General features: G+C 53.3%; 15 protein-coding genes. 7 read left to right on the top strand and 8 right to left on the bottom strand.

Translation table 11 applies throughout. The features are described 5' to 3' along the window. Positions 1–36: 36 nt before the first annotated feature. Positions 37–1,146, bottom strand: a complete 1,110-nt coding sequence (gene livK / locus OGV77_RS07405; RefSeq protein ID WP_043018611.1) for a high-affinity branched-chain amino acid ABC transporter substrate-binding protein LivK — start codon at positions 1,144–1,146, stop codon at positions 37–39. Between the two features lie 422 nt (positions 1,147–1,568). Here livK and panM point away from each other — a divergent pair, with 422 nt between their 5' ends. Next, positions 1,569–1,952 (top strand): aspartate 1-decarboxylase autocleavage activator PanM, encoded by a 384-nt coding sequence (gene panM, locus OGV77_RS07410; RefSeq protein ID WP_003827573.1) that lies wholly within the window; start codon positions 1,569–1,571, stop codon positions 1,950–1,952. Between the two features lie 104 nt (positions 1,953–2,056). Here panM and livJ read toward each other — a convergent pair whose 3' ends face one another. The 5 genes from livJ to ftsY form a co-directional block, all read right to left on the bottom strand. Continuing rightward, the gene (gene livJ, locus OGV77_RS07415; RefSeq protein WP_140389828.1) at positions 2,057–3,160 is read right to left on the bottom strand and encodes a branched chain amino acid ABC transporter substrate-binding protein LivJ; all 1,104 of its coding nucleotides are present in this window, start codon (positions 3,158–3,160) and stop codon (positions 2,057–2,059) included. A gap of 320 nt (positions 3,161–3,480) precedes the next feature. Then, the gene (rpoH, locus tag OGV77_RS07420) at positions 3,481–4,335 is read right to left on the bottom strand and encodes an RNA polymerase sigma factor RpoH (protein ID WP_003023425.1); all 855 of its coding nucleotides are present in this window, start codon (positions 4,333–4,335) and stop codon (positions 3,481–3,483) included. 270 nt (positions 4,336–4,605) lie between these two features. Further along, the gene (ftsX, locus tag OGV77_RS07425; protein WP_087050796.1) at positions 4,606–5,664 is read right to left on the bottom strand and encodes a permease-like cell division protein FtsX; all 1,059 of its coding nucleotides are present in this window, start codon (positions 5,662–5,664) and stop codon (positions 4,606–4,608) included. Beyond that, positions 5,657–6,325 carry a cell division ATP-binding protein FtsE gene (gene ftsE, locus OGV77_RS07430; RefSeq protein WP_003023420.1) on the bottom strand — a complete coding sequence of 223 codons (669 nt, stop codon included), beginning with the start codon at positions 6,323–6,325 and terminating at the stop codon, positions 5,657–5,659. Before ftsE ends, ftsX begins: the two co-directional genes overlap by 8 nt. A gap of 2 nt (positions 6,326–6,327) precedes the next feature. After that, on the bottom strand, positions 6,328–7,842 hold the full coding sequence (ftsY, locus tag OGV77_RS07435; protein ID WP_087050795.1) for a signal recognition particle-docking protein FtsY: 1,515 nt from the start codon (positions 7,840–7,842) through the stop codon (positions 6,328–6,330). Positions 7,843–7,993: 151 nt separating this feature from the next. On the opposite strand from ftsY, the gene rsmD reads away from it, so the two are divergent. Both rsmD and OGV77_RS07445 read left to right on the top strand, forming a co-directional pair. After that, the gene (rsmD, locus tag OGV77_RS07440) at positions 7,994–8,590 is read left to right on the top strand and encodes a 16S rRNA (guanine(966)-N(2))-methyltransferase (protein ID WP_043018614.1); all 597 of its coding nucleotides are present in this window, start codon (positions 7,994–7,996) and stop codon (positions 8,588–8,590) included. Further along, positions 8,580–8,855 (top strand): DUF1145 family protein, encoded by a 276-nt coding sequence (locus tag OGV77_RS07445; RefSeq protein ID WP_043018615.1) that lies wholly within the window; start codon positions 8,580–8,582, stop codon positions 8,853–8,855. Before rsmD ends, OGV77_RS07445 begins: the two co-directional genes overlap by 11 nt. A gap of 100 nt (positions 8,856–8,955) precedes the next feature. On the opposite strand, the gene OGV77_RS07450 is transcribed toward OGV77_RS07445, so the two are convergent. Beyond that, positions 8,956–9,315: a DUF2500 domain-containing protein gene (locus OGV77_RS07450; protein ID WP_286502637.1), complete on the bottom strand. Its 360-nt coding sequence runs from the start codon at positions 9,313–9,315 to the stop codon at positions 8,956–8,958. Between the two features lie 141 nt (positions 9,316–9,456). Between OGV77_RS07450 and OGV77_RS07455 the strand changes: the two genes are divergently transcribed. Next, on the top strand, positions 9,457–10,083 hold the full coding sequence (locus OGV77_RS07455; RefSeq protein ID WP_043018617.1) for a lysoplasmalogenase: 627 nt from the start codon (positions 9,457–9,459) through the stop codon (positions 10,081–10,083). Between the two features lie 74 nt (positions 10,084–10,157). Beyond that, entirely contained in the window at positions 10,158–12,356 is a 2,199-nt protein-coding gene (gene zntA / locus OGV77_RS07460; RefSeq protein WP_087050794.1) for a Zn(II)/Cd(II)/Pb(II) translocating P-type ATPase ZntA, read from the top strand. A gap of 94 nt (positions 12,357–12,450) precedes the next feature. On the opposite strand, the gene tusA is transcribed toward zntA, so the two are convergent. Continuing rightward, a complete protein-coding gene (tusA, locus tag OGV77_RS07465) occupies positions 12,451–12,696 on the bottom strand; it encodes a sulfurtransferase TusA (protein WP_003827551.1) in 246 nt (81 codons plus the stop codon). A gap of 168 nt (positions 12,697–12,864) precedes the next feature. Between tusA and OGV77_RS07470 the strand changes: the two genes are divergently transcribed. Both OGV77_RS07470 and OGV77_RS07475 read left to right on the top strand, forming a co-directional pair. After that, positions 12,865–13,530 carry a 7-cyano-7-deazaguanine/7-aminomethyl-7-deazaguanine transporter gene (locus OGV77_RS07470; RefSeq protein WP_019078120.1) on the top strand — a complete coding sequence of 222 codons (666 nt, stop codon included), beginning with the start codon at positions 12,865–12,867 and terminating at the stop codon, positions 13,528–13,530. Between the two features lie 72 nt (positions 13,531–13,602). Beyond that, entirely contained in the window at positions 13,603–14,160 is a 558-nt protein-coding gene (locus tag OGV77_RS07475) for a DcrB family lipoprotein (RefSeq protein WP_016154847.1), read from the top strand. Positions 14,161–14,162: the final 2 nt, after the last annotated feature.

Raw genomic sequence — 14,162 nt, forward strand, 5'->3', positions numbered from 1 at the left:
TTTTGTACGGGCGGTGGGATAACTCGTCTTCAGCGATTACTTCGCGACGGTCGATGATCCGTCCGCGTGCCACTGGAAGACACCAAACTCAAATCCCTTCAAATCGCCTTTTTCGTCCCATTTCAGCGGCCCAATCACGGTATCAGCCCCGTGTGCTTTCAGATCTTTCACCAGGTCCAACGGCTCTTTGCTACCGCTGCGATCCATTGCAGTTGCCAATGACTGGACGGCTGCATAAGTGATCCACACGTACGGACCGGTTGGATCTTTCTTGTCAGCTTTGAGCGCATCGACGATAGCTTTATTCGCCGGATCCTGGTCATAGCGTTTTGGCATGGTCACCAGCATGCCTTCAGCGGCATCACCGGCGATATTAGACAGCGACGCATTGCCGACGCCCTCTGGTCCCATAAACTGGGTTTTCAGCCCGACAGAACGCGCCTGGCGCAGCATTTGCCCCATTTCCGGGTAGTAGCCGCCGTAATAAACAAAGTCGATATTTTCTTTTTTCAGGCGGGCGATCAGCGCAGAAAAATCTTTTTCCCCGGCGGTGATCCCATCGAAGAAGACGATGTTGCCTTTGCCCGCTTTCAGGCTGTCCTGAACTGAACGCGCCAGGCCTTCACCGTATTGCTGTTTATCGTGAATGATGGCGATGCGCTGCGGCTTCACTTTCTCCAGGATGTATTTCGCGGCGGTCGGCCCCTGAGAGGAGTCCAGGCCCGCTGTACGCATAATGTGTGCATAACCGCGCTGGGTCAGTTCTGGATTGGTTGCGCCAGGAGAAATCATCAGAATGCCTTCATCTTCATAGATATCTGATGCAGGCTGCGTAGAAGATGAGCACAGATGACCAATAACGTACTGAATGCCGTCATTGACGATTTTGTTCGCTACCGCAACGGCTTGTTTTGGATCGCAAGCGTCGTCATATTCCACAGCGACCAGTTTGTCGCCTTTGACTCCACCTTTGGCATTGATATCTTTTATGGCCTGACGTGCGCCATTAAATTCCATATCACCCCACTGCGCGACCGGACCTGACATCGCGCCAACAACAGCGACCTTGATATCTTCCGCCATGACCGCATGCGACATTGCCAGTGCTATCACCCCTGCGATGATTGTTTTCGCATTCCGTTTCATTTCTGAATCCCCATTCGTGACGTAATTAATATTTTGTATTTATGTGGTTAAAAAGCAGACTGTGCTTTTTTTGCGCTGTGCTATTTTTACCAGTCTCATTAATGGGTTAGCACAGTTTTTTAAGCAAATTACGGCTAAAAGCTCTATTTTTCAGTCGATTAAGAAAAGATAATATTCTGCTTTTCACTATAGATAAACAAAAAAAAGCGCGTTTGTCAGCATAAAATAATGGCACAAAGAGCGGAATAAAATGCTGCATTCCAGGGGATTATCCTGCCTGTTTTTCAATCTCTACTGTTTCAATCTGTCATTACCGTTGTTACAAAACTATTAACCTGGTGAATCACGTAAAAAAGAGAAAGCATCCGGGCGAATTATTTCGGTACACTGATTCCATCTTTTGTGATTTGGACATGCTGTTAATGAAGCTGACCATCGTTCGTTTAGATAACTTTAGCGACCAGGACCAGATTGATCTGGGTAAAATCTGGCCGGAATATTCCGCCTCATCGTTAAGCGTAGATGAAACGCACCGGATTTACGCCGCGCGCTTTAACGAGCGTCTGTTAGGCGCAGTTCGCGTAACCCTGAGCGGCACACAAGGCGCGCTGGATTCATTGCGCGTGCGCGATATCACCCGCCGTCGCGGCGTCGGGCAGTATTTGATCGAAGAAGTGATCCGGGAAAACCCTGACGTGAGTTCATGGTGGATGGCCGACGTCGGCGTTGAAGACCGCAGCGTGATGGCCGCGTTTATGCAGGCGTTAGGGTTTACAGCCCAGGAGAATGGCTGGGAGAAGCGCTAAAAGAAAGCCGGATGGCGCTGACGCTTATCCGGCCTACGAAGTGCTCGTTGTAGACCTGGTAAGTATGTAGGCCGGGTAAGGCGAAGCCGCCACCCGGCACTCAATTACTTGGCGTCTGTCGCCGTCCCGTTTGCGTGCCAGTCAAACACGCCGAACTCGAAGCCTTTCAGATCGCCCTTCGCATCCCATGAAAGCGGCCCCATTACGGTTTCCACTGAGTTTGCTTTCAGGTATTTGGCAATTTCAGCCGGATCGTCAGACTGGTTCAGGCCGGCCTGCAAGGATTGCAGCGCGGCGTAGGTGGTCCAGACGAATGCGCCGCTCGGATCCTGTTTCTTGGCTTTAATAGCATCTACGATGGGTTTGTTCGCCGGAACCTGATCGTAGTTCTTCGGTTTCGTCACCAGTAAACCTTCCGCAGACTCGCCCGCGATGTTAGACAGCGATACGTTCGCTACCCCTTCCGGTCCCATAAACTGGGTTTTCAGGCCAGCAGCGCGCGCCTGACGCAGAATCTGCCCCATTTCCGGGTGGTAACCACCGTAGTAAACGAAATCAATATTTTCTTTCTTCAGACGCGCCACCAGCGTAGAGAAATCTTTTTCGCCGGCGGTGATACCGTCGAAGAACACCACATCAGCGTTGGCTTTCTTGAGGTTGTCCTGCACGGAGCGCGCCAGGCCTTCGCCGTACTGCTGTTTGTCGTGAACGATGGCAATGCGCTTCGGTTTCACTTTATCGACGATATATTTCGCCGCAGTTGGGCCCTGATCGGAATCGAGACCGGTGGTACGCAACACCAGATTATAGCCGCGCGCGGTCAGTTCTGGCGCCGTTGCCGCTGGGGTGATCATCAGAATACCTTCGTCTTCATAGATGTCTGATGCAGGCTGAGTGGAAGAAGAGCACAGGTGACCAATAACGTATTTAATCCCGTCGTTGACCACTTTGTTAGCAACCGCTACCGCTTGTTTCGGGTCACAGGCATCGTCATATTTCACCATGACCAGTTTGTCACCCTTCACGCCGCCCTTGGCGTTGATATCTGCGATCGCCTGCTCTGCGCCAGTAAATTCCTGATCGCCATACTGCGCTACCGGACCGGACATCGCGCCGACAACGGCCACTTTAATATCCTTAGCAAACGCCATATTGCTCAAAGACAGGGCGATACATCCTGCCAATAACGCTTTACCCTTCATATTCATCCTGACAATCCCCATTATTGTGGTTATTACGTGTGTTGTGATGTTGTTGTTCAGCACTTTATTTCGATTATTGGATAGCCACCCGTGCTTTAGCAGCATACTCTGCTAAAACATACCCGATTTTTATTATTTTGGAATAGCTAAATTTACATCCAGATAACAAATTCGTGTCTGTGGAGGGGAGGAAAGGTCATAGGCCCGATAAGCAAAGCGCCATCGGGCAAAGGTGTTGCCGGATGGCAGCGTAAACGCCTTATCCGGCCTACAAAAAACAAAACCCCCGAATTCACATTCGAGGGTTCATTGGCAATGCGCGAAGATTACGCTTCGATCGCCGCACGCAGTTTTTTCATGGCGTTCTTTTCAAGCTGACGAACACGTTCAGCGGAAACGCCGTAGCGATCGGCCAGCTCCTGTAACGTCGATTTGTTGTCTTCGTCCAGCCAACGGGCACGAATGATGTCCTGGCTACGCTCGTCCAGGCCTTCCATTGCGTGGGTCAGTTTGTTCGCGGCCTGATCTTCCCAGTTATCTTCTTCAATGCCGTCGGCAAAGTTAGAAGATTTATCCTGCAGATACAGCACCGGAGCCATCGGCTGGCTGTCAGACTCATCGTCTGAAGACATGTCAAACGTCATGTCCTGCGCCGCCATACGGGATTCCATTTCGCGCACGTCTTTGCTGGAAACACCCAGTTCGCGAGCAACCATTTCGACTTCATCCTGGTTAAACCAGCCCAGACGCTGCTTGGTTTTACGCAGGTTAAAGAACAGTTTACGCTGCGCTTTGGTGGTCGCGACTTTAACGATACGCCAGTTACGCAGGACGTATTCGTGGATCTCAGCTTTGATCCAGTGCACGGCGAAAGAAACCAGGCGCACACCCACTTCCGGGTTGAAACGGCGCACGGCTTTCATCAGGCCGATATTACCTTCCTGAATCAGATCCGCCTGCGGCAGGCCATAGCCCGCATAATTACGAGCAACATGAACAACAAAGCGCAGGTGAGACAGGATCAGCGTTTTAGCTGCTTCCAGATCGCCCTGGTAATGCAGCTTTTCAGCCAGTGCCCGCTCCTCGTCAGCCGACAACATCGGCCACGCGTTCGCAGCCCGGATGTAAGATTCCAGGTTACCAACAGGGGCTAAAGCTAAATTTTGCATTTCTTTGGTCATTCAAATCCTCTCAATCTTTTCATCTGGCGCATTGGCTAAAAACTAATTAACAAAAACCAGTAGCAACAACCATGCCAGAGCTTATGAGCAACGAGAATATCATTCAATCTTTTATCAGACAGTGATTTTATCCACAAGTTCCATGTCGTAATGTGTATAGATTACGCACAAAATGTGACATCACAATGAATACGCCGGGAAGAGACAACAGGGACTCTTTCCCTGCAGAGCGAACTACTCAGTGCAGGGAAAGATTATACCAGAGATTTTTTAATCGGGGGTAAAGTGGCGTAAATGTTGAACCGTGGCAAGCCAGGCTGCCACCCAGCCAATCATCGAGCACACCAGCAGCAATAACAGGCATTCGTCGAATGATAAGCCGTTGATATCAAACTTGGTTCCAAAAACCTGCGCCACTTCAGTTACCGCTGACGACAGACGCATCACCAAAATTTCTGACAAAATCAGTGAAAGAAATGCGCCGGAAAAACCGAGCAGTGCACCACCATAAAGGAACGGACGCAGGATAAATCCATCCGTCGCGCCAATCAGTTTCTGCACGTTAATGGTATCGCGACGCGCAAAAATACTCAGACGTACGCTGTTACCAATGACGAGGAAGACCGCCGCCACCATCAGCACGCCAATCATCGCGGAAACGCGTCCAACAAGGCCCGTCAGCGCCGCCAGGCGAGCGAACCAGCTGTCATCCATCCGCACTTCATCAATACCGTTGATTTGTGCGATGCGGTCACGCAGCGTGTTCAGCGAGTCCGTCCCCTGGAAGTCCAGTTTAGGGATAACCACCGCCACGGCCGGCAGCGGGTTCTCTTCCAGCATATCCAGCGCGCCGCCAAAACCAGACCAGTTACGGAATTCACCCAGCGCGTCGTCACGGGAAAGATAATTCACTTTCTCAACGCCCTGCTCGGCCTGCAACTGACCCACCACCCGCGCCGCCGCATCATCATCCAGCGTTTTTTGCAGGTAAACGGTGATCTGCGGGGACGGATAATACTGGCTTGCCGCATGGTCTACGTTCTTATAAACCATGTAGCACACGCTTGGCAGCGTCAGGGAGATGGCAATAACCATCACCGTCAGAAACGTCGCCAGCGGCTTGCTTTTCAGGTCCTGCAAAGCGCCCTGGAACGCATAACGTACCTGCTCGTTAAAGACATTGGTTTTACGCGAGTTCGGCTTTGGCGCAGTTTTCGCCCGCTTTGGCGCATTGCGACCGCCGTCTCCCGGCGCACCGCCCGATTTACGAAAGCGATCCAGTCGGCCACCGAACTGCTTGATTTGATTAATAGCGTCACGTCTATTCATGCGCCAGGCCTCCATGCAGATGTCCATCGCTCAGAACCATTTGGCGATAGGAGCGACGGGAGATCAGGCCAATATCGTGCGTGGCCATTAATACCGTGACCCCGACGCGGTTAAACTCTTCGAACAGGCGAAGGATCCCTTCTGACAGCGCGTCATCCAGGTTCCCCGTTGGTTCATCCGCCAGCAGTACCGCAGGTTTGTTCACCACCGCACGAGCGATGCCCACGCGCTGTTGTTCACCGCCGGAGAGCTGAATCGGGAAGTTTTTCGCTTTGTCCAGTAGCCCGACTTTATCCAGCGCCGCTGACACGCGACGACGAATATCGTCCCCGCTGGCGCCCGCGATGATCAGCGGGATTGCCACGTTGTCAAACACGGTTCGGTCCATCAACAGGTGGTGATCCTGAAAAATCATGCCAATCTGACGACGCAGAAACGGCACTTCACGGTTTTTCAAACGGCTGATGTCATGCCCGCTGAAGTAGATTTTCCCGGCGCTGGGCCGTTCAATTCCACAAATCAGCTTCAGCAGGGTACTTTTCCCCGCGCCGGAGTGGCCGGTCAGAAACGCCATCTCGCCAGGCTGCATATGGAAGGTCACTCCCTGCAGCGCTTGTCTCCCACCGAGATAGGCCTTGCTGACATGTTCAAAGCGAATCATTGTTAATCCTCTCGGGCAAAAAGTGCCTCTATAAAATCGTCCGCTTTAAACGGACGTAAATCCTCGATACGTTCGCCCACACCGATATAGCGGATAGGGATGCCAAACTGATCAGCAACCGAGAAGATGACCCCGCCCTTCGCCGTACCGTCCAGCTTGGTCAGGGTGATACCGGTTAAGCCCACCGCTTCATGGAACAGTTTGGCCTGGCTTATCGCATTCTGCCCGGTGCTGGCATCGATAGTCAGCATAACTTCATGCGGCGCATCTTCGTCCAGCTTCTTCATGACGCGAACGATTTTTTTCAATTCTTCCATCAGGTGCGATTTATTCTGCAAACGCCCTGCGGTATCAGCGATCAGCACGTCTACGTTACGCGCCTTCGCCGCCTGGATGGCATCAAAGATAACGGACGCAGAATCCGCACCGGTATGCTGAGCAATCACCGGGATATTGTTACGCTGACCCCAGACCTGCAGCTGTTCTACCGCCGCCGCACGGAAAGTATCGCCCGCCGCCAGCATGACCGATTTACCCTGTTGCTCAAACTGACGCGCCAGCTTACCGATAGTGGTGGTTTTGCCCACGCCGTTGACGCCAACCATTAAGATAACAAAGGGTGTTTTGCCATCAACATTCAGCGGTTCGTCAACCTTCGCCAGAATCTCGCCCATCTCGTCTTTCAGCAGACCGTACAGCGCTTCCGCGTCTTTAAGCTGCTTGCGACTGGCGCCTTCCGTCAGATTCGCAATGATCTTGCGGGTCGTTTCTACGCCCACGTCGGCGATGAGCAACTGCTCTTCCAGCTCTTCAAACAGATCATCGTCGATCTTTTTACCACGGAACAGACTGATAAATCCGGAACCGAGGTTTTCTTTTGTTTTCAGCAGGCTGCGTTTCAGGCGCGCAAAGAAACCTTCTTTAGTTGGTTTTTCCTGCTCCTGGACTGCCTCTTCTTTTACCGGTTCTTCAACGGCAGGTTCTTCTACCGGCACAACCATGACGGCTTCTTCAGCAGCCTCAGCGGCCAGCGCCTGTGCTTCCAGCTCTTCATCGGTCAGTTGCGGTTCGTTTTCAGCTTCTTCTTCAGCCGCCTCAACGATTTCCACGGTTTCCGCTTCGGCCTGCCACTCTTCGGCAGAAACATCTTCGGTTTTAACCTCTTCCGGCAGCGGCAATTCTTCGCGTTCGATGACCACCGCTGCTGGCGTTTCCACAACGGTTTCAGCAACCGGCTCAATTTTCGGCTGTGGTTGTTCGGCGACAGGTTCTTCTTCCGGCTGCAGTTTTTCGATTTCCGCAACCTGTTCAGTCACTTCAACGACTTCAGCTGCAAAGGCTTGCGTTTGTGCTTCGCTACGGGTTTCCTCGGCGCGCGGCGGTTCGTCAACGACGGTAGCTTCTTCCGCAACCGGTTGTTGTTCTTCGTTTTTTACTTCTGTCTCGTTTTCCGGTGCCTGCTCTTTTTGACCAAAGCCCAGCCAGGAAAAAAAGCCACGTTTTTTCTCTTTCGCCATTTGCGACTACACTCCCCCGCTGTTGCTTCATGGCACAGCGTCAACGCTATGTACATAGCAGCTAAAAAAATGATGAAATAGTCTATCACTTAACTTAACTCACATCACCGCCTGGAATGACACGTCAGCAGCGGATTGAGCAATAATTGAAATGAAAAAACCGAATCACTCTGGTAGCGGCCAGATTCGCATTATTGGCGGGCAATGGCGTGGCCGTAAACTCCCGGTTCCGGACAGCCCTGGCCTGCGTCCGACCACTGACCGTGTACGCGAAACGTTGTTTAACTGGCTGGCCCCGGTAATGGTCGATGCCCACTGCCTGGACTGCTTCGCCGGCAGCGGCGCGCTGGGTCTGGAAGCTCTCTCTCGCTATGCGGCAAATGCGACGCTTCTGGAGATGGATCGCGCGGTATCTCAGCAGCTACAAAAGAATCTCGCCACGCTGAAAGCCCCCCATGCCCGCGTCGTCAATACCAATACGCTGACATTTTTGGCCCAGACGGGTACGCCGCATAACGTGGTATTTGTTGACCCGCCGTTCCGCAAAGGATTACTGGAAGAAACATTAACTCTTCTGGAAACTCATGGCTGGCTGGCAAATGAAGCGTATATTTACGTTGAAAGCGAAGTAGAAAACGGTTTGCCGCCGGTTCCGGTAAACTGGTCGCTATACCGTGAAAAAGTCGCCGGACAGGTCGCCTATCGCCTGTACCAACGTGAAGCACGAGGAGAACACGATGCTGATTAACCTGGGACGCCTGCTGATGCTGTGCGTCTGGGCATTTTTACTACTGAATATTTTTCAACCCTTTCCACGCCCTCTTAACATCTTCGTTAACGTCGCGCTGATATTTATGGTGCTAATGCATGGCATGCAGTTGGCGCTGCTAAAAAGCACCATGCCCAAAGATGGCCCGCAGATGACCGGTGGAGAGAAAATCCGTATTTTTCTGTTCGGCGTTTTTGAACTGCTGGTGTGGCAGAAGAAGATTAAAGATCAGTTGAAGAAGTAACTGCGCTCTTTTCGCCCAGCGGCGCGTTGCGAGCCGGGGCGACAAAATTTGTAGGCCGGATAAGGCGTAAGCAGCCATCCGGCATCAGTCAGATGAAATCTTAGCGTTCAGCCGTAAAATCAATAAAACGCGAACCTTTGTAACTCAGCGTGCCTTTATCCCCAACCGTTAACGCATGGTACTGGCGGGCGTCCAAACGAAAGGTTTGCTCGAGGCCGCCGCTTTGTGGCTTAAAGCTGGCTTCATAGCGCATGCTGGTTCCTGCCGGGCTCACTTCCTGCTGACGGGATCGCCGATCGTTAAGCGGTTTTTCCCGTTTGTTACTCACCACCACCTGCTTTTGCACCAGCGGCGCCGCATCATTATCGGCTTTTTCACGCCGCTGCTGGACAAAACGAAACGACGCGGCGACAACGATTAAGATAATGATAATAATTAAAAAAAGTGGTGGTTTGCTCATGTTATTAACCCATCAGAAAATGCGGAAATAAGCATACATTGCCTGTTATGGTGTTGTCATCTGGCTGTGTCGGCCTCTACACTGGACAGTAGAGCCGTGAGCACCCCGCTTACGAAAAAATAACGAATTCAAGGAACTAAGATGCTTTGGTCGTTTATCGCTGTCTGTCTTTCCGCATGGTTGTTCGTGGATGCTTCCTATCGTGGGCCTGCATGGCAACGCTGGGTCTTTAAGCCCCTGACATTGCTGCTCCTGGCGCTGCTGGCCTGGCAGGCGCCAATGTTTAACGCTATCAGCTATCTGGTACTGGCTGGCCTGCTTGCCTCACTGCTGGGTGATGCGCTTACGCTGTTACCGCGCCAACGCCTGCTGTACGCCGTGGGAGCATTCTTCCTGTCGCATCTGCTGTATACCATCTACTTCGCCAGCCAAATGACGCTGTCGTTTTTCTGGCCTCTGCCGTTGGTGCTGGTCGTAATGGGGGCGTTGCTGATTGCCGTGATCTGGACGCGTCTGGAAGAGCTGCGTGTCGCTATCTGCACCTTTATCGGCATCACGCTGATGATGGTCTGGATGGCCGGAGAGCTGTGGTTCTTCCGCCCGACCGCGCCGGCGCTGTCGGCATTTATGGGCGCATCGCTCCTGTTCATCGGCAACATTGTCTGGCTGGGTAGCCATTATCGTCGCCGCTTCCGCGCCGATAACGCAATTGCCGCCGCCTGCTACTTCGCCGGACATTTCCTGATTGTTCGTTCGTTGTATCTTTAAAACGCTTGACTCTGGAGTCGACTCCAGAGTGTATCCTCCGGTTAATACGAAATGATTATCAACCGGAGGATGCCATGTCGACACCCGATACCCGTGGCAAAAAGGTCCCACAATTCTCTTCTTTCAAGCCAGTGCCTGCGCCACAAAAGGTGGATGACTGCTGCTGCGAAGGAAGCTGCTCTACCCCACCGCCCGTATCCGATACCGTACAAGGTACCCGCTATTCCTGGAAAGTGGCGGGCATGGACTGTGCGGCCTGCGCCCGAAAAGTAGAGAATGCGGTCCGCCAGGTCAGCGGCGTCAACCAGGTCCAGGTTCTGTTCGCCACTGAAAAACTGGTGGTCGATGCCGGTTCCGATATCCGTCAGCAAGTTGAAAACGCGGTGCAGAAGGCAGGCTATGCCCTGCGCGATGAGCACGCGTCGGACGCCGCTCCCGAGTCACGCTTTAAAGATAACCTGCCGCTGATTTCGCTGATTATCATGATGGCGATTAGTTGGGGGCTGGAGCAGTTCAATCACCCCTTTGGTCAGATAGCGTTTATCGCCACCACGCTGGTTGGTCTGTATCCCATTGCCCTTCAGGCTCTGCGCCTGATGAAAACCGGCAGCTACTTTGCCATTGAAACGTTGATGAGCGTGGCCGCCATTGGCGCACTGTTTATCGGCGCTACGGCGGAAGCCGCCATGGTGCTGTTGCTGTTTTTAATTGGCGAACGCCTGGAAGGATGGGCCGCCAGCCGCGCCCGCAAAGGGGTCAGCGCGCTGATGGCGCTCAAACCGGAAACCGCCACACGCTTGCGTAACGGCGAGCGCGAAGAGGTGGCTATCAATACTCTCCGGCCTGGCGATGTTATTGAAGTTGCCGCAGGTGGACGTTTACCTGCCGACGGCAAACTGGTCTCTGGTTTTGCCAGCTTTGATGAAAGCGCCCTGACCGGCGAATCGATCCCCGTTGAACGCGCCACCGGCGAGAAAGTCCCGGCCGGCGCCACCAGCGTGGACCGTCTTGTAACGCTGGAAGTACTCTCCGAGCCGGGTGCCAGCGCCATTGATCGTATTCTGAAGCTGATTGAAGAAGCGGAAGAACGCCGTGCCCCCATTGAGCGCTTTATTGACCGTTTCAGCCGGATTTACACCCCGGCCATTATGGCGGTTGCGCTGCTGGTCACCCTCGTACCGCCGCTGCTATTTGCCGCATCCTGGCAGGAGTGGATTTACAAAGGACTGACGCTGCTGCTGATTGGCTGTCCTTGCGCTCTGGTGATTTCAACACCCGCAGCCATTACTTCTGGTCTTGCCGCCGCGGCGCGTCGTGGCGCGTTAATCAAAGGCGGGGCCGCGCTGGAACAGTTGGGTAGAGTCACGCAGGTGGCGTTTGATAAAACCGGCACCCTGACCGTCGGTAAACCACGCGTCACGGCGATTCATCCGGCAAGCGGTATTGGTGAGGCTGAACTGCTGGCGTTGGCAGCGGCTGTAGAGCAGGGCGCGACGCACCCGCTGGCACAAGCGATTGTTCGGGAAGCACAAACGCGCGAGCTGACTATTCCTGTCGCAAAAGAGCAACGGGCGCTGGTTGGCTCTGGAATTGAAGCGCTGGTCAACGGCGAACGCGTGCTGATTTGCGCGGCCGGTAAGCAGCCTGCCGATGCCTTTGCCGGGCAGATAAGCGAGCTGGAAAGCGCGGGCCAAACGGTAGTGCTGGTGCTGCGTAACGATACCGTTCTCGGCGTGCTGGCCCTACAGGACACGCTGCGAGACGACGCTCGCAGCGCCATCAGCGAGCTTAATCAGATTGGCGTGAAAGGGGTGATCCTGACCGGTGATAACCCACGTGCGGCGGCCGCCATTGCCGGTGAACTGGGCCTCGAATTCAAAGCGGGTCTTTTGCCGGAAGATAAGGTACAGGCCGTTACCCATCTTAACCAACAGTCGCCGCTGGCGATGGTCGGCGACGGCATCAACGACGCTCCGGCAATGAAAGCGGCCACAATGGGTATTGCGATGGGAAGCGGGACCGACGTCGCGCTGGAGACCGCCGATGCCGCCCTGACCCACAACCGTCTGCGTGGTCTGGTGCAAATGATTCAGCTGGCGCGCGCCACCCACGCCAATATTCGCCAGAACATTGCGATTGCGCTGGGCCTGAAGGGGATTTTTCTCGTCACCACGCTGCTCGGGATAACCGGGCTGTGGCTGGCGGTGCTGGCCGATACGGGGGCGACGGTACTGGTGACCGCTAACGCGTTGCGGTTATTGCGTAAAGGATAATGTGTGCGCCGGGTGCGGCGTTGCCTTATCCGTCCTGGAGGTTACACCGTCTTTGTAGGCCGGATAAGCGTTAGCGCCATCCGGCATAACAAGATTACTGGCCTTTGCGCACCAGATAGCGGTACGGAAGAGAGTCAGTCTCTTTGGCCACCAGTTCATGTTCCATAAAGGTACAAAAGCCGGGAATGTCACGGGTTGTTGCCGGATCGTCGGCGACAATCAGCAGCGTTTCACCCGCCTGCATGCCGCGCACGGTTTTACGTACCATCATTACGGGTTCCGGGCAGCGCAACCCCTGGGCATCAAGAGTATGGTCGGGAGAGGTAAACAGATCGCTCATCGTAGTCTCGTTCATTCAAAAACGGCGTTATTTTACGCTCTGTTGTGGCGTAAGCCAATCAGGTTAACGATTGCGTGAAAAACAACCATTGCAATGTGCTCTTAAAGCAGTATCATGCGACGGTTTTTTATTGGGTTCCCTCACCCCATCCAACAAAAAGGTCACAATATGACTCCGTTTACACAATCTCAGCGCGTAAAAGCGTTGTTTTGGCTATCGCTATTTCATCTGCTGGTGATCACCTCCAGCAACTATCTGGTGCAGCTCCCGATCTCCATTTTTGGTTTCCATACCACTTGGGGCGCTTTTAGCTTTCCGTTTATATTCCTCGCGACCGACCTGACCGTGCGTATTTTTGGCGCGCCGTTGGCACGTCGTATCATCTTTGCGGTCATGATCCCTGCGCTGCTGATCTCTTATGTCGTTTCATCCCTGTTCTATATGGGATCGTGGCAGGGCTTCGGCGCGTTGCTGCACTTTAATCTGTTTGTCGCCCGTATCGCCGCCGCCAGCTTTATGGCTTACGCGCTGGGACAAATTCTGGATGTGCATGTCTTCAACCGCCTGCGTCAGAACCGGCGCTGGTGGTTGGCGCCGACGGCTTCCACGCTGTTTGGCAACATCAGCGATACATTGGCCTTCTTCTTTATCGCCTTCTGGCGCAGCCCGGACGCCTTTATGGCCGAGCACTGGATGGAAATCGCGCTGGTCGATTACTGCTTCAAAGTGCTGATCAGCATTATTTTCTTCCTGCCAATGTATGGCGTACTGCTGAATATGTTACTGAAAAGGCTGGCAGATAAATCCGAAATCTCTGCATTGCAGACGAGTTAAAGGTTCATTTTCCGAGTTGTGATAAGATGAACGAATGAGCCGTTATGGCCGTTTATCGAAAGGAAGAAGTCAATGCGCAATCTGGTTAAATATGTCGGTATTGGCCTGCTGGTTATGGGGCTTGCGGCCTGTGATAATAGCGATACAAAAGCGCCAGCAGAGGGTGCTGCCGCGGAGAGTAGCGCCACCGGACAACCGGTCAGCCTGCTGGACGGCAAACTCAGTTTTTCCCTGCCTGCGGATATGACCGATCAGAGCGGCAAGCTGGGCACTCAGGCGAACAATATGCACGTATATTCTGACGCAACCGGCCAGAAAGCGGTGATTGTGATTGTTGGCGACAATACCAACGAAGATCTTGCCGTACTGGCAAAGCGCCTGGAAGATCAGCAGCGTAGCCGCGACCCGCAACTGCAGGTCGTCACCAATAAATCTATTGAGCTGAAAGGCCACACGCTGCAGCAGTTAGACAGCATCATCTCGGCCAAAGGCCAGACCGCTTACTCTTCCGTAGTGCTGGGTAAAGTGGACAACCAACTGCTGACTCTGCAAATCACGCTGCCTGCTGACGATCAGCAAAAAGCGCAGACGACCGCAGAAAATATCATTAACACGCTGGTTATCCAGTAACG

Source organism: Citrobacter sp. Ce129 (genome assembly GCF_030334545.1).
Lineage (GTDB): Bacteria > Pseudomonadota > Gammaproteobacteria > Enterobacterales > Enterobacteriaceae > Citrobacter > Citrobacter europaeus.